15 protein-coding genes are annotated in these 15,131 nt (G+C 69.9%); 9 read left to right on the forward strand and 6 right to left on the reverse strand.

The window, feature by feature from the left end; genetic code table 11:
* The first annotated feature begins 105 nt into the window (after window positions 1–105).
* Window positions 106–363 carry a hypothetical protein gene (locus AC1XX3_RS10425; protein ID WP_483321020.1) on the forward strand — a complete coding sequence of 86 codons (258 nt, stop codon included), beginning with the start codon at window positions 106–108 and terminating at the stop codon, window positions 361–363.
* A 66-nt stretch (window positions 364–429) separates the two neighbouring features.
* Here AC1XX3_RS10425 and AC1XX3_RS10430 read toward each other — a convergent pair whose 3' ends face one another.
* The gene (locus AC1XX3_RS10430; RefSeq protein WP_483321021.1) at window positions 430–1,257 is read right to left on the reverse strand and encodes an alpha/beta fold hydrolase; all 828 of its coding nucleotides are present in this window, start codon (window positions 1,255–1,257) and stop codon (window positions 430–432) included.
* A gap of 123 nt (window positions 1,258–1,380) precedes the next feature.
* On the opposite strand from AC1XX3_RS10430, the gene AC1XX3_RS10435 reads away from it, so the two are divergent.
* The 5 genes from AC1XX3_RS10435 (at window position 1,381) to AC1XX3_RS10455 (ending at window position 8,484) form a co-directional block, all read left to right on the forward strand.
* Complete coding sequence (locus AC1XX3_RS10435; RefSeq protein WP_483321022.1) at window positions 1,381–4,161, forward strand: AfsR/SARP family transcriptional regulator; 2,781 nt, start codon at window positions 1,381–1,383, stop codon at window positions 4,159–4,161.
* On the forward strand, window positions 4,158–5,126 hold the full coding sequence (locus AC1XX3_RS10440) for an aldo/keto reductase (RefSeq protein ID WP_483321023.1): 969 nt from the start codon (window positions 4,158–4,160) through the stop codon (window positions 5,124–5,126). Before AC1XX3_RS10435 ends, AC1XX3_RS10440 begins: the two co-directional genes overlap by 4 nt.
* 58 nt (window positions 5,127–5,184) lie before the next feature.
* Entirely contained in the window at window positions 5,185–6,375 is a 1,191-nt protein-coding gene (locus tag AC1XX3_RS10445; RefSeq protein ID WP_483321024.1) for an FAD-dependent oxidoreductase, read from the forward strand.
* A gap of 97 nt (window positions 6,376–6,472) precedes the next feature.
* The gene (locus AC1XX3_RS10450; RefSeq protein ID WP_483321025.1) at window positions 6,473–7,564 is read left to right on the forward strand and encodes a glycoside hydrolase family 172 protein; all 1,092 of its coding nucleotides are present in this window, start codon (window positions 6,473–6,475) and stop codon (window positions 7,562–7,564) included.
* 125 nt (window positions 7,565–7,689) lie between these two features.
* Window positions 7,690–8,484, forward strand: coding sequence for an SDR family NAD(P)-dependent oxidoreductase (locus tag AC1XX3_RS10455; protein WP_483321026.1), 795 nt, complete (start codon window positions 7,690–7,692; stop codon window positions 8,482–8,484).
* On the opposite strand, the gene AC1XX3_RS10460 is transcribed toward AC1XX3_RS10455, so the two are convergent.
* From AC1XX3_RS10460 to AC1XX3_RS10470, 3 genes are all read right to left on the reverse strand, one after another.
* Window positions 8,485–9,792, reverse strand: a complete 1,308-nt coding sequence (locus AC1XX3_RS10460; protein WP_483321027.1) for a class I SAM-dependent methyltransferase — start codon at window positions 9,790–9,792, stop codon at window positions 8,485–8,487.
* Window positions 9,789–11,162, reverse strand: a complete 1,374-nt coding sequence (locus AC1XX3_RS10465) for an FAD-binding oxidoreductase (RefSeq protein WP_483321028.1) — start codon at window positions 11,160–11,162, stop codon at window positions 9,789–9,791. The genes AC1XX3_RS10460 and AC1XX3_RS10465 overlap by 4 nt, the downstream gene beginning before the upstream one ends.
* A 96-nt stretch (window positions 11,163–11,258) precedes the next feature.
* Complete coding sequence (locus tag AC1XX3_RS10470; protein ID WP_483321029.1) at window positions 11,259–11,819, reverse strand: CGNR zinc finger domain-containing protein; 561 nt, start codon at window positions 11,817–11,819, stop codon at window positions 11,259–11,261.
* Between the two features lie 45 nt (window positions 11,820–11,864).
* Between AC1XX3_RS10470 and AC1XX3_RS10475 the strand changes: the two genes are divergently transcribed.
* A complete protein-coding gene (locus AC1XX3_RS10475; protein WP_483321030.1) occupies window positions 11,865–13,130 on the forward strand; it encodes an MFS transporter in 1,266 nt (421 codons plus the stop codon).
* Window positions 13,131–13,381: 251 nt separating this feature from the next.
* Entirely contained in the window at window positions 13,382–13,738 is a 357-nt protein-coding gene (locus AC1XX3_RS10480) for a YciI family protein (RefSeq protein WP_483321031.1), read from the forward strand.
* A 48-nt stretch (window positions 13,739–13,786) separates the two neighbouring features.
* On the opposite strand, the gene AC1XX3_RS10485 is transcribed toward AC1XX3_RS10480, so the two are convergent.
* On the reverse strand, window positions 13,787–14,122 hold the full coding sequence (locus AC1XX3_RS10485; RefSeq protein ID WP_483321032.1) for an ArsR/SmtB family transcription factor: 336 nt from the start codon (window positions 14,120–14,122) through the stop codon (window positions 13,787–13,789).
* 16 nt (window positions 14,123–14,138) lie between these two features.
* On the opposite strand from AC1XX3_RS10485, the gene AC1XX3_RS10490 reads away from it, so the two are divergent.
* A complete protein-coding gene (locus AC1XX3_RS10490; RefSeq protein WP_483321033.1) occupies window positions 14,139–14,597 on the forward strand; it encodes an SRPBCC domain-containing protein in 459 nt (152 codons plus the stop codon).
* A 57-nt stretch (window positions 14,598–14,654) separates the two neighbouring features.
* Here the strand turns inward: AC1XX3_RS10490 and AC1XX3_RS10495 are convergent, their stop codons facing one another.
* Window positions 14,655–15,086, reverse strand: a complete 432-nt coding sequence (locus AC1XX3_RS10495; RefSeq protein ID WP_483321034.1) for a MarR family winged helix-turn-helix transcriptional regulator — start codon at window positions 15,084–15,086, stop codon at window positions 14,655–14,657.
* Between the last annotated feature and the right edge of the window lie 45 nt (window positions 15,087–15,131).

Consider the following 15,131-nt stretch of genomic DNA (forward strand, 5'->3'; position numbering starts at 1 on the left):
CCGCCCCCATCCGTCGACGAACCGGCTGCTTCGGGCCGGATACAGGGGGTACAGGTCTCAAAGCCCCGGTGGCGACCGTCACCGGACCTTGACGAGAGGAACTCCGTGTCCGACTTCGACGAACCGACCAGCCCGACCGCGAACGTCTCGGCCGACCAGGGCTACAGCGACGACGACCAGGTCCAGATCGCGGACGCCTCCAACGACCCGTTCGCGGTCAGCGACGAGGTGGCCGCGCACCACGAATACACCCCTTCCGACAACGTCGACCTGAACGCCCTGACCCAGGACGGACCGGCGTTGGACGATCTCGACGCCGACGACCTGGATCCGGACGGACTGGACGCCGAGCTCGACGACTGAGCCGCAGCGAAGGCTGATCCCGCACCCGCCCTCGGGAGGAGCGCCCCGCCGGTCGCCGTACGAGTGTCAGCGGTCCAGCGCTGCCCAGAAGCGGAGCAGCTGCTCCACCAGCGCCGCCGGCTGTTCGACCGGGATCAACGTCCGGGCGCCCGACACCGTCACTACCTCGGCGCGCTGGGCCAGGGCGGCGGTGAGCGCCGCCTCCTCCGGCGTCAACTCGCCGCGGTCGTCGCTGGCTACCAGCAACATCGGCACGCGGCTGTCGCGCACCATCGGCTTCAGATCGGTGCGGCGCACGATGAAGGACTGGAGCGTACGCGCCAGGCTGGGGTTGCTGGTGCGAGCCAATGCGGCGTCGATGATGCCCATGGCCGCTGGATCGTCGCGCCGGGTGGCCTCGGTGAGCTGGGCGTCGGCGATCTTGGCCCGCAGAGGCCCGATCGGACCGGTGACCGCGAGGACATGGGCGAGCAGGCCCAGCTGCCGACGAAACCCCTGGGGCAGCGGATCGGCCGGCGCGCTGACCGCCACCAGGCTCCTGAGCCGGTGCGGGTGGGTGCCGGCAAGCTGATAGCCGAGGTGGCCTCCCCAGGCGTTGCCCACCCAGTCGACCGGCCCGACCTGATGGAGCTGGTCAAGCATCTCCACCGCCGCCTCCGCACACTGCTCGATCGTGGCGGCGCGGCGCAACCGGTCGGAGTCGCCGTAGCCGGGACCGTCGACGATCAGCAGCGTGCGGTGTGCGGCCAGCGCGGGCACCATCCGGTCCCAGCTGCGGCTGTCGACGAACATGCTGTGCCAGAGCACCGCCGGTGGTCCCTCTCCGAGACGATGGACAGCGATCCGGCCCAGGCGGGTCGGGACTCGGGTGGTGCTGCGTGTCGTGGTGGTCATGTTTCCTGTCCTTGGCGCCGGTTCGAGGTGATTAGCCTAGGAAGGCGCGACGCCCCCACGGGGCGCATACTGGGGCCTGCAACGTTGCTGCAACGCGGTGCCCGTGGGTCCTACAGTGTGGCCATGTCCATCCGGGTGGCCCTGTTCGGTGCAGTGCGCGCCAGCAGCACCGACCTCACCCAGCCCGCTCGCGACATCGCCGTGGGCGGTCCGCTGAGCCGTAGCTTGTTGGCTCGGCTGGCCTGGACGCCCGGGGTCCCCGTGATGTCGGACGAGCTGATCGCTGAGCTGTGGTCGGATCCGCCGTCGGCGGCCGCACAGTCCTTGCGGGCGCAGGTGTCCCGGTTGCGTGGCACGGAGCTCAGGGCGGTTCTTCGCGGCGGACGTGGTGGCTACTGTCTCGATATCCCTGCCGACGACGTGGATGTCGCTCGCTTCCGACGGTACGCCGGCGACGGGCTCGATCGCCGGGACCAAACGCTGTTGGATGAAGCAGAGCAGTGCTCCCGAAACGCACCATTGCTCAACTGTGAGGACGGACCGTTCGTCCGCCGCGGCAAGGCGGAGGTGTCGTCCACACGCCGAGCGGTCCTGCAGCATTTGGCCGAGCTGCACCTCGACCAGGGCCACCCACTCGCGGCGGTGACACTGCTGGCGGAGGTGCCCCCAGCGGTCAGGGCGGAGGCGCAGGCCATGCTGCTGGCCACGGCGCTGGCTCGGCTCGGTCGAACCGAGGAGTCACTGCTGGCCATCGACGGGTACGCCCAGGCCCTGGCCGATCGGTCCGGCCTGGACCCGTCACCTCGGCTCATCGACCTTCGCCAGGGAGTGCTTCGGGGTCAGCTCGATGCCCGCGATGATCGCCACGGGCCGATTCGTCACGGCATCCCCCGGCCCCTGACCAGCTTCGTCGGCCGAAGCGAGGAGCTGGCCATGATCAGCTCGGTACGTCAAGAAGCCCGGTTGGTCACACTGGTCGGACCCGGCGGGGTGGGCAAGACTCGGCTCGCGGTGGAGGTAGCGCGGCGCACCACCGCGGACATCGATACCGAACAGTGGCTGCTCGAGCTTGCCTCGCTGCAGGACGAGGAGCAGCTGGTCGCCGCCCTCGCTGAGCTGGTCCACAGTCCCAGTGCCGATCGCACCGGCCTGGTCCGACAGCTGACCGGTCGCCGCGCACTGTTGATCTTGGACAATGCCGAGCATCTGAGGCCCTCGGTGGCCGCGCTGACCCGGTTCCTGCTTGAGCACACCGACGGGCTCGCCATGATGATCACCAGCCGTGAGCCGCTGGGCATTCCCGGCGAGCGCGTGCTGCCGGTACGCCCTCTCCTCGGACCCGCCCTCGACGACGCGTGTCGGCTACTGACCGAGCGTGCGGCGGACGTAGGTTCCGACCTCGGCGACCTCGCCGCCGACGAGGTTGGAGCCCTGTGCCGACAGCTCGACGGGCTGCCGTTGGCTTTGGAGCTCGCGGCGGCTCGGACCAACGTGCTGGCCGTGGCGGAGATCGCCGAGGCCGTGCAGCTGGAGGACCACGGTCCCGGTCGCCACGACTCCCTCGGCAGCGCCGTCCGGTGGACCACTGACCGGCTCGAGCCTGGCCAACGCCACCTGCTGCGCCAGCTCGTCAACTTCGCCGGTCCGTTCTCCCTGGCGGCGGCGCGGGCCGTCTGCGAGGGAAGCCCTGCCGCCGTCTCCGCCGCCCTGCTGGCGCTAGTGCAGAAGTCGCTGGTGAGCTGCGACGTCGCCGACGGTGGAACGACGTACCGACTGCTGGAGACCACCCGCGCCCACGTGGCGAGCCAGGGTGGTGATGTCGACCTCGACGCCTGGCGCGCCCGGCACTGCTCCTTCTTCGCCGACGAGGCCGTCTCACTGGCCCCACTGCTGCTGGACCGGAGAGCAAGTGAGGCCCAACGCCGCCTGCTGACGATGCGGCCCGACCTCGTCCGCGCGGAACTGCACGCTGCCACTGTCGGGGATCCGGTCGCCGCGATCCGATTAGCGAGCGGCCAGGTCTGGCACTGGGTCCGCCGCGGCCAGCTCGGTAGCGGGCGGCGCCGTGGCGAGGCGGCACTCGGCTTGGCCGACGCCGCACCCGAGTCGGTCGAGCCGGCGCTCCTGGCCCAGTTGCTGCGCGGCCTGGTTGTCCTGTGCTACATGGGCGGTGACCTGGCGGCCGCCCGAGCGTACGCCGTCCGTGGGGTGACGGCGGCCGAGCAAGCCGGCCAGCCCGAGCTGGTCGCCGTGCATCTCGCCTTTGGCTGTTACTGGGAGGCCATGTTCGGTGATCACAGCGACCTGGCCGAGCGGATCGAGCAGGCCCGCATGCTGGTGCCGGCGTCGGCGCCGTGGGCGTTGTCAGAGGTGCTGATGCTTCGTGGACAGGTGCTGCGCTCCCTGGGCCGGCCCGATCTGGCGCTCGAGTCCCTGGCTGAGGCGGAGGCGGTCGGGAGCGCCTGCGGTCACAGCTGGGCGGTCATCCCGGCGATCGGCATCGCCGCCAAGCTGCTGGTCGAGCTGGGCCGCGGCCCCGAGGCGCTGCGCCGCTGTGTCGCCTCGACGCGGCGGGCGCACGCGGACCGTGACCCCACCTCGACGCTGGCGTCCTTGCATCAGGCCACCGGTGCGCTGGCGGCCGTCGACCGGCACCGCGACGGCGCCCGCCTGATCGCCGTCGTGGATCGGCTGGGCCGCCGGTACGGCTACGACCCGGCCGTGACTGAGCCGGACGCCGCACGCTACCGCCACGACGTCGCGGCCGGGCTGACCGGCCCGCAGTGGGACGAGGCGTACGCGGCGGGATGGCAGCTGGGCCTGGGGCAGGCGGTGGAGCTGTTGTCGGCGGTGGTTCGCGAAGGCAGCCCGGCTGCGGATGGGCGAGGCAGACTGCACTCATGAGATACCTCGAGATCGAAGGTCTGGGTCAGGTCAGCCGGGTCGGGTTGGGCACCTGGCAGTTCGGGTCGCGCGAGTGGGGCTACGGCGACGAGTACGCCTCGGGCGCAGCGCGCGCCATCGTGGCCCGCGCCCGCGAGCTGGGCGTGACCCTGTTCGACACCGCCGAGCTCTACGGCACCGGCCGGAGTGAGCGGATCCTGGCCGAGGCGCTGGGCGAGGAGCGTACGTCGGTGGTGGTGGCGAGCAAGGTGTTCCCGATCGCGCCCTTCCCACCGGTGGTCCGTCGCCGAGCCGCCGGCAGCGCGCGGCGGCTGAAGCTGGACCGAATCCCGCTCTATCAGGTCCATATGGCCAACCCCGTGGTTCCCGACTCGGTGATCATGCCCGGGATGCGCGAGCTGCTGGACTCCGGCCGGATCGGGGCGGTCGGCGTCTCCAACTACTCGCTGCAGCGATGGCAGCGCGCCGATGCGGCCCTGGGTCGGCCGGTGGTCAGCAACCAGGTGCAGTTCTCGCTCGCCAAGCCGGGGCCGCTGTCCGACCTGGTCCCGTTCGCCCAGCGGGAGAACCGGATGGTGATCGCCTACAGCCCGCTGGCCCAGGGGCTGCTCGGCGGTCGCTACGGTCCGGATCACCGCCCCGGCGGTGTCCGTGCGACGAACCCGCTGTTCGGCACCGAGAACCTCCGTCGGATCGCCGGTCTGCTCGACCTGCTGCGCGACATCGGCGGACGTTACGACGCGAAGCCGGCCCAGGTCGCGCTCGCCTGGCTGCTGTCGCTGCCGCAGGTCGTCGTCATCCCGGGCGCCTCCAGCGTCGAGCAGCTCGAGTTCAACGTGGCAGCGGCCGAGCTCGACCTGGACGTCGAGTCCCGCGCCGCGCTGACCGCCGCGGCGCAGGCCTTCTCCCCGGTGTCGGCGGGTCGGACGATGGTGGACACGCTGCGGGAGCGGGTCGGCCGCTGACGAGTTCCCGGTCGTCCACACCGCCTCGGTCACGCCGAGCGTCGACCACGAACCCCGGATGCGCTGGGCGGTAGGTCTGGCGGGAATGATCGGGCGGCTGCGGTGTTGCGGTGATGTGGACGACGACCAGCTGACCGGCGAGCCGGAGCTCGTGGACGTCGTGGTCATCGGGGCCGGTCAGGCCGGTCTGTCGGCCGCGTACCACCTGCACCGCCGCGGGCTGTTGCCGCTGGGCAGCACCGGCACCGCCGGCGCCGTGGGCCGCTTCGTCGTCCTGGACGCCAACCCGGCCCCCGGCGGGGCGTGGCAGCACCGCTGGCGCTCGCTGCGGATGGCCACCGTCAACGGCATCTACGACCTGCCCGGCATGGCCAAGCCGGAGCTCGATCCCCGCTCCCCCAGCGCGGACGCACTTCCGCCCTACTTCGCCGCCTTCGAGCGCACCTTCGACCTGCGCGTCCGCCGGCCGGTCGCCGTGACCGCGGTCCGGCGCGCCGACGACGATCCGCACGGCCGGCTGCGGGTCGAGTCAGCCGCGGGGGTATGGGCCGCTCGGGCCGTGGTGAACGCCACCGGCACCTGGACCCGCCCGTTCTGGCCCTACTATCCCGGGCGCGAGATCTTCCGCGGCCGCCAGCTGCACGTCGCCGACTACGTCTCGGCCGAGGAGCTCGCCGGTCAGCGGGTGATCATCGTCGGCGCCGGCGTCTCGGCGATCCAGCTGTTGGAGGAGGTCTCGCGGGTCGCCGACACCGTCTGGATGACCCGCCAGGAGCCACAGTGGGTCGACGAGCCGTTCGACGAGCCGGCCCGGATCGAAGCGATCAAGCGGGTGGAGGAACGGACCCGGGCCGGTTTGCCGCCCCAGAGCGTCATCTCGGTAACCGGCCTGCGCTGGACACCCTGGGCCCGCGAAGCCGAGCGCCGCGGAGTGTTGGTGCGGCACCCGATGTTCACCAGGATCGAGCCGGACGGGGTACGGATGCCCGACGGTTCGTTCATCGCCGCAGACGTGATCATTTGGGCGACCGGGTTCCGGCCGGCGGTCGACCACCTGGCCCCGCTGGGGATCCGCACCGCCGACGGCGGCATCCGCGCTGCCGACACCCGTGCCGTCGACGAGCCACGGTTGTATCTGATCGGCTACGGCCCGTCCGCGTCGACGATCGGAGCGAACCGAGCAGGGCGGGTAGCCGTGAACCAGATCCTGACCTCCAACCTTCCGGCGCGCAGCGACGCCATCGCCTGAGCCGGCTCATCGTCCGCCGCAGTCCTGCTAGTTTCCGGTAGGGCCAGTCAGCGGGCGGCGACGACGTACTCGTTCCGCGTTCGATCGAGGAGGATCCATGACCTGGGACGAGTTCTTCACCACGCCAGGCCGACTGCGCAGCCGGTCGATCAACGCCGAGAACCCGACTGGGGCGCCGGGAGCAGCAGCCCGCGAAGCGTCAGCGCTCGGCGTCGGCCGCAAGGGCCGCCCCGCGACCTCGCTCAGGGCTGGACAGACGACGACACTCGCAGACATCCGCGGGCCCGGCGTCATCAGGCACATCTGGATGACCGTGCCCGACCGGACGTCGGCTGGACCCTGGGTCCTACGCGACCTGGTCCTGAGGATGACGTGGGACGGCGCGGCGCGGCCGGCGGTCGAGGTGCCACTGGGCGACTTCTTCTGCAACGGCTTCGGGCAACGAGCCCTCGTCACCTCAGCCGCCATCGTGGTGGCCCCCACCGCCGGCATGAACGCCTACTTCGCGATGCCGTTCGCCGAGCACGCCAAGATCGAACTGATCAGTCAGCACCCGGGCGACGTCGACGGCATCTACTACCAGGTCGACTACAGCACCGGCGACCAGCTGCCGGACGAGCTCGCTCACTTTCACGCCCAGTGGCGTCGGTCCAACGGCACCACAGAACTGGGTCAAGACCACGTCGTCCTGGACGGCGTCCGCGGAGCCGGACGCTACCTGGGCACGTATGTCGCGATCACGGCGCTCGAGCGCTACTGGTGGGGTGAGGGCGAGATGAAGTTCTACGTCGATGACGACGCCGACTTCCCCACCCAAACCAGCACCGGCTTGGAGGACTACGCGGGCGGCGCCTGGGCCTTCCAAGATCGTCTCTCGAACGAGGGCCCGGTCGTCCCGGTGACCTTCTCTGCCCCCTACTGCGGATATCCGTACTACTCCGCCGAAGACACCAGCGCCCACTCGCCGTTCCTCCGCGCGACAGCGCAGTCGCACGCCATGTATCGCTGGCACATCCCGGACCCCGTCCTCTTCAGCTCCCGCCTCCGGGTGACCCTGCAGCAGATCGGTGCCTGGGACCACGGCCTCTTCGAACGCAGCGACGATATCTCCACCGTCGCGTACTGGTATCAGGTCGGCCTGACCCCGGCACCGGCCCTGGACGATGCGCGCGCACGGCGCCCGCGCTGAGGATTCGAGGAGAGGCCGGTGGCGTCCGGCCGGCGTCGACGGCTGAGCCGCCGACAACGTCGCGATGGCCGGTATTAGGGTGGCGGCGTCCGCACCTGGACGCTGACTTCACGAAGGAGATCGCCATGACGCAGCGCTTCGACGGTCGGGTGGTGTTGATCACCGGAGCGGGCTCGGGCATCGGTCGGGTCACGGCCCAGGCCTTCGCCCGCGAAGGAGCCATCGTGGCGGTGACCGACATCGACGAGAAGGGGGCGGCTCAGACCGCGGCCGACACTCCCGGTGGCTATTCCTTGGGCTTGGACGTGACCGACATGACCGCGGTACGCCAGGCCGTCGCGACCGTCCGCGATCGCAGCGGCCGCATCGACGTACTGATCAACAACGCGATGATCTGCTCGGACGACCCGCTCGCCCAGTTGAGCGAGGAGGCGGTCCTGCGCGAACTGGACGTCAATCTCGCCGGCGCCATCCGGCTCACCCAGGCCGTGCTGCCTGGGATGGTTGACGCCGGCTCCGGCGTGATCCTCAACCTGAGCTCGGTGAACGGGCTGCAGTACTACGGCAATGCCGTGTACTCGGCGGCGAAGGCTGGACTCATCTCCCTCACCCAGTCGGTCGCGAGCGAGCAGGGGCGCCACGGCATCCGCTGCAACGCGGTAGCACCGGGCACGATCGCCACTCCCGCCTGGCAGCAGCGGATCGACAACGACCCCCAGGTGCTCGATCGGCTCACCCAGTTCTATCCGCTCGGCCGGGTCGGCCAGAGCGAGGACGTCGCCCAGGCGCTGCTCTTCCTCGCCTCCGACCAGGCGTCCTGGATCACCGGAGTCACACTGCCCGTCGACGGCGGTCTGACGGCGGGCAACCTCGCGATGGTCACCGCCATGATGGCCGATCAGGCCGAGCGTACGGACTGACTACGCCTGCCACCAGGGTCGCAGCGGCAGATCGAGTCCGCCTCCGTGGTCGTCGTGCCGGGTGGCGAGCACCTGGTGCAGCTGGACGATGTCCCGCTCGAAGCCGAGCCGGGAGCCGGCCATGTACAGACCCCAGACCTTCGCCGTCGCCAGACCGACCTCGGACACCGCCTCGTCCCAGTGCTCGACCAGGTTGGCGCACCAGTCCCGCAGAGTCAGGGCGTAGTGCGGCCGCAGATTCTCCTCGTGCAGCACCTCCAGCCCGGCGTCCTGCGCCTCGCTGATGATCCGGCCGGACCCGGTGAGCTCCCCGTCCGGGAACACGTAACGGTCGATGAATCCCTTGGTCGCGGCCGCGCGCTGGTTGTCCGGCCGGGTGATGCAGTGGTTCAGCAGCAGCCCTCCGACCCGCAGCCGGGAGCGGAGGAAGCGGAAGTAGGCCGGGTAGTTGGCCACCCCGATGTGCTCGGTCAGGCCGATCGAGGAAACCGCGTCGAACTCGGTCTCGGTGATGTCGCGATAGTCGCCGTGGCGAACCTCGGCCAGCCCATCCAGCCCTTCGTCGACGACAGCCTGTTGCGCCCAGCCCGCCTGCTCGGCCGACAAGGTGATCCCGGTGGCGCGGACACCGCGACGGGCTGCGTACCTGACCATGCCTCCCCAACCGCAGCCGACGTCCAGCAGCCGGTCCCCCGGCTTCAGCCGCAGCTTCTCGAACACCAACCGGTATTTGTTCTCCTGGGCCTCCTCCAGGGTGGACTCAGTGGACGGGTAACAGGCGCAGGTGTACGTCATGGACGGGCCCAGGACGAAGGAATAGAAGGTGTTGGACACGTCGTAGTGATGGGAGATGGCGTTGGCGTCGCGGTTCCGGCTGTGCCGCAGTCCCTGCAGCGCCCGCCGCCACTGTGGCTGGACCTCCTGCGGCGGTGGCGCGATCGGCTTCAGGTGCTCAACGCCGAGGGAGCGGACGATCTCGGCCAGCACCCGGGCGGGCGGGCGGATGATCTGTACGTCGTCGAGGGCCTTGAGCAGCGGATAGGGATCACCCGGGTGCACGCCGTGCAGATCGAGGTCGCCGGCCACGTAAGCACGGACCAGTCCCAGCTCGCCCGGCGCGGTGGCCAGATAGTTGACTCCGCGGGACGATCGCAGGTCCAGGCCGAGGGCACCCTCGGGTCCCGCGGCGCTGCCGTCGTAGGCGGTGAATCGCACCGGAATCCCCCCGCCGAGCACCGTTTGCAGGATCTGGGCCAGGGACATCCTGGCCGGGGCCTCGCTCGCCTGCTGCTGCCGGGTCGTGGTCACTGTCGTCGCACCGCCTTCGCATAGAGGTTGAGAAAACGCCCGTCCGGGTCGTAGGTCTTGCGCGCGAGCCGGTACTCCGCGCCGCCGTAGAGGTCGTCGAACTCATCCTCGGCGTAATAGGCGTCGGAGTACAGGGACTTATGCCCGTCGAGTTCGCGCACCCGCTGCTCGATCCGGCGGTTCGTGGCGCCCTCGACGGCACCGGCCGGCACGGTGGACCAGAAGCCGACGTTGACGAAGGTGCGGCCAGCTGGCATCGGGTAGAGCGGCCAGGGCTGGCCCAGCCGCACCGGACACAGCCAGAGCGGTTCGATGGGCACCTGCGCCAGGAACCAGGTGAGGAACTCCACGCTCCGCTCGATTGGCACCTCGATGTCCTGCACGACACGCTCGCGCGGAGGTCGGCCCCGGGCTTGCTCGAAGCGGTCGACCAGGTGGAACCGCTGGTCCAGTGCGAGCAGCTTCCAATAGGAGCTGCTGCGCAGGTGCCGGCGTGGCCACCAGCGCCGCAGCCGGGGGTTCTGCGCGCCGAACGCCCGGGAGCACCAGAACCAATCGGTGTCCCAGCGCCAGAAATAGTCGCCCGCCGTCAGCCGGTCCTGCCGGACCCCGTCGTCGTGCTGGATCGAGCGGTAGTAGATGTCCTGCCCCGTGTAGTCGCTGACCGGGCCGGGATCGCTGGTCTGGGTGCCGAGGCACAGGTACGCCTCATCGGCGGCGAAGACGACGCCGTCGACGTAGTCGACCGGTACGCCCTCGAAGCTCCCGCTGTCCACCACCTCGGCCATCGCCGCGACGAGGTCGTCCAGCGCATGGAAGCGAACGTGCCGGAGCGCGACGTAGGGCTGGACCGGTTCCAGGGCGACCCGCAGCCGAGTCGCATAGCCGAGGGTGCCGTAGGAGTTGGGGAAGGCGCGGAACAGGTCAGGGTGCTGCTCCGCCGAGGCGGTGACGACGTCACCGGTCCCGGTCAGCACGTCCAGCTCCAGCACCGACTCGTGCGGCATGCCGTTGCGAAACGAGGCCGACTCGATCCCGAGTCCGCTGACCGCGCCGCCGATGGTGATGGTGCGCAGCTGAGGGATCACCAGCGGGCTCAAGCCGTAGGCCAAGGTGGCGGCGACCAGGTCCTCGTAGGTGCACATGCCGGCCACATCAGCGGTGCGGGCCTCGGGGTCGATCGCCAGCACGCCGGTCAGACCAGAAGTGTCCAGCCCTGGGACGCCGGTCCGCGTACGGGCCCGGAACAGGTTGGAGGTGGGCTTGGCCAGCCGGACCGGGGCCCCCGCCGGGATTCGCCGATAGCTTGCCCGCAGCCGTTCGACGCCGGCCGCGTGGTCGGTGACGGACACGCGAGTGGGAGCAGTCACACGTCCACGCTAGACCTGCACCGCCGGAGGCGCAGGTGGTCGCTCCGAGATCTCTTGTGTGGTGGAGGTCACAGGCTGTGGGGCGCTTCCGATAAGTCAGGCTTCACGCTTGCGCGCGCGGTATGCGGCGGCCTTGGCTCGGTCGCCACAGCCGGCCATGCCGCACCAGCGGCGACGGTGACCCCGGGACCGGTCGAGGAAGGGGTGGGTGCAGTTGGCGTCGGCGCACCACTTGAGGTTGTGGCGCGGCTCGTCGAAAAGCCGGATGCCGTCCCGGGCGACCGCGGACAGCCCCGCCGACCAGTCACCCGTCGTGGCGATCGTGCCGTCGGCAGACAGTGCCGGGACGGGGTCAGGTCGCGCCGCGAAGTCGTTGATGATCCGCCGGTCGTCGTCTGGCAGCCGGTGGTCCGGGTGGTCGATCAGCGCGGTCACCGTCCGGAAGAGCGCTTCCCGCAGGAGGAGGGCTCGGTCGAGGATCATGTCCGGCTGATGCGGTTCGACGACTGTGTCGCCGACCTCCAACGCGCCTGATGCGTTGAGCCAAGCGATCACATCCGCATCGCTGTGAAGGTTCTCCACCCGCGCGGTGTGTCGTTCGTTGAGGGTGCCGATGAAGTCGAGCGCCAGGTTGTCGGACACGAAGACGATTCCCACGTCACCATCTTGACCGGTGACACCGGCTTATGCAACGGTGACGGCATGACATCACCGGTTCAAGAGGTGACGCAGGGTCGCCCCCTCGGGGCGCCAGGAATGGTGCGATATCTGCTGATCGCCGTCGCGGTACGGATGGCGGACGCGGGCGCGGCGGTCGGGGTGGTGTTGCTGGCGGCGGCACGGCTGCCGTCGGACTCGAGCGGCCGGGTCGGCGGGGTACTGGTCGCCTGCTTCGCAGTGCCGCACCTGCTCGGGCCGGTGGTCGGTCGGCGGCTCGACCACACCGCCGACCCGCGTCGCCTGCTCGCCGTCGGATACGTCGTCTACGCCGCGGCCGTGGTCGCAGTCGTGGCATCACTCGGCCGGGCGCCGTGGCCGGTCGCGGCCGGCTGCGTCCTCGTCGGCGGCTGCTGCGGTCCACTGCTGACCAGCGGCCTGTCCAGCCAGCTCGGCGCGGTCAGCCGTGACGGGGAGCGGAGTGCGCGCCGCGCCCAGGCCCTGGACGCTGTCAGCTACGGCTTGGCCGGTACCGTCGGACCCGCCGTGGTGGCCGCGCTGGCGACCTGGTCGAGTCCGGCTGCGGCACTCCTGACCCTGGGCGGCGCGGCGACGGTTGGCGCCGCGCTGTGCGCTGGACTGCCTGTCCGCGATGGCCCCGACGAGCAGCCACAGGATCCGCTGAGCCTGGGCGCCGTCTTGGCTCTGCTGCTCCGCGACGGCCGCATACGGCGGGTGAACGGCGCCACCATGATGATCAACGCCACCCAGGGCGGCCTGGCGATCGTGGCCGTCGCGCTATCGATGAGCTACGACGTGTCGGCGAGCCTGGCGGCCACGCTCATCGTGGCGATGGGAGCCGGAAATCTGCTTGGGGCGGGTGTCCTCTCGGTGTGGCCGCTGCGGGGCGAGCCGGATCGGCTGGTCGCGCGCGCCAGTGTGGTCGTCGCCATGTGCACGGGTGCGGTCGCCGCGGCGCCATCCTACGGCTGGGGCGTCGCCACATTCGCCGCGCTGGGAGCCGCGAGCGCCATCTTCGTCACCGCGACCTTTGCCGCACGGGCCCGCTATGCGCCGGCCGGTGCGACAGCGCAGGTTTTTGCCTCGATGGCCGGGATCAAGATCGCCGCCGGCTCGGTCGGCGCAGCAGTGGCGGGCGTAGCGGTCGGCGGCAACCCGCATCTCTTCCTCGGCGCGACGACAGTGATCATCGCGGTGACGGTGCTGGTCCTGGCAGTCGACCGACGGCTGAGCATGGCGGAGACCGGAGCCACCCACACCGCCGAGGTCCGCGCGAGTGGAAAGTGCTGACGATCTGTTGTCGTCCGCGTCAGCATCCAGTCTCAAGGAGGTCCACCGTGGCCTTGGGACTCGATCCCGAGGCCGCTGACCGCGCCGCCGATGGTGATGGTGCGCAGTTGCGGGCCTGCGGATCAATCGAGAGCACCTCGAGTGGGAGCATTCACACGTCCACGCTAAACCTGGGCCGCTGCCTTGAATACACCGTGTCCGTCCTACCGGAGGTGTAGGAATGAAGTGCGCCGCCACGACAAGGAGAGCTGATGGCTCAGTACGCCGTTCTGATCTACGCCGCCGATTCGGCCCACGCGCCACAGGCCAGCGCGACCGACACCGAGGTCTGCGACAACCACGCCGACGAGCTGTCCGACGACGGGTCGATGCTCGCGGCGTACGCGCTGACGCCACGAGATCTGGCCACATCGGTGCGCTCCGACGGCATCACCGACGGGCCCTTCATCGACGCCGAGAAGATCGTTGTCGGGTTCTATGTGATCGAGGCGGCCGACCACGACGCGGCCCTGGCGATCGCAAGCACCAACCCGGTGATCGGCGAAGGAGGCGGCGTGGAGATCCGACCGCTGCACAGCGGCGGGACGGTGGAGCGGCCCAACCGATGACGAACTGGGCCCCGGCCCAGTCGCGGGTGTGGGAGGAGGCGCCGACAGTCAATCGCCGGAGTCAGCATCCAGTCGCTCGAGCAGGTCCACCGCGGCGCGCGCATAGTCGCCGATCCACCGGTCGTAGATGCGTTTGATCGGCAGCGGCGAGAGCGTGAGGCGCCGTTCCCGTCCGACCCGGTGGCCGGCGATGAGATCTGCGGCCTCGAGGACGCGGAGATGCTGCAGGGCCGTCGTGCGATCGATCTCGGGGAACAGCTCGCACAGCTCCCCCGTGGCCTTGGGCCCGTTCCGCAGCGCGTCGAGCATGCGCCGGCGAAGCGGCGAAGCAAGCGCTTTGAACACTTGATCATCGTCCGAAGGCTTGTGCACTGCACTTGACATGTTGTAAAACTACAACATGAATCAAGAACCCCTCTCCTTCACCGTCAGCGGGCGCGTCGCACGGCCGGTCGCAGAGACCTACGAAGCGGTCGCCCACCCCGAGCAACTGTCGAAGTACTTCACCACCGGCGGCGCCCGCGGCCGGCTCGAACCCGGCTCAGACGTCAGCTGGGACTTCGCCGATTCACCCGGCCGGTTCCCGGTCACTGTGGTCGAGGCCGACCCGCCGCGGCGACTCGTCATCCGCTGGGGCGGCAGCGCGTCGGTCGAGCCGCAGACCACCGTGACGTTTCTCTTCGAGCCCATCGACGGCGGCGCACGTACGCTCGTCACCATCTCCGAAGCGGCCTGGCTGAACACGCCTGAGGGCGCGAACAGCGCATTCAACAACTGCGAGGGCTGGAGCAGCATGCTGTCAGCGCTGAAGGCCTGGGTCGAGCACGGCATCAACCTGCGCGAAGGCTTCTACGTCTGAACATCACCATCAGTACGCCGGCAGCGTCCGTCGTCGCATGATCACTCGTCGCCGTAGCTAGCGACCGAGGATCTTCTGCAGGGCTGCGATCAGCCCGGCTCGCTCCTGCGACGTGAGTGGTTCAAGGAGCTCGTCCTGGGCGCCGGCCAACTCGGCGTGGATCTGGTCCAGCCTGGCTCGTCCTCGCGGTGTGATTCGGACGAGGTTGCGCCGCGGATCCGCCGGGTCCGGGCGGCGCCGCACGAACTGCTGCTCTTCGAGTTCGAGTACTCGTTGGGCCACGTCCTTCCGGTCCATGTTCAGGCGACTGCCGATCTCGGCCTGACTGCAGGGGCCGAACTCCTCGACGGCACAGAGGATCGCGTAGTGGTAGCGGCCGGCCCCAAGGGAGTCGAAGACCTCCCGACTGCGCCGGCCGGCGTTCGCCGCAATCTGGGTGAGCAGCCAGCTGGGCGTCTCCAGCAATCGCTGTGGTGGACGATCGGGCACAACAACCCCCTTGCGTTGGTGACACCAACGATATACTTTGCGTTG

It is taken from the genome of Microlunatus sp. M237 (assembly GCF_056896895.1).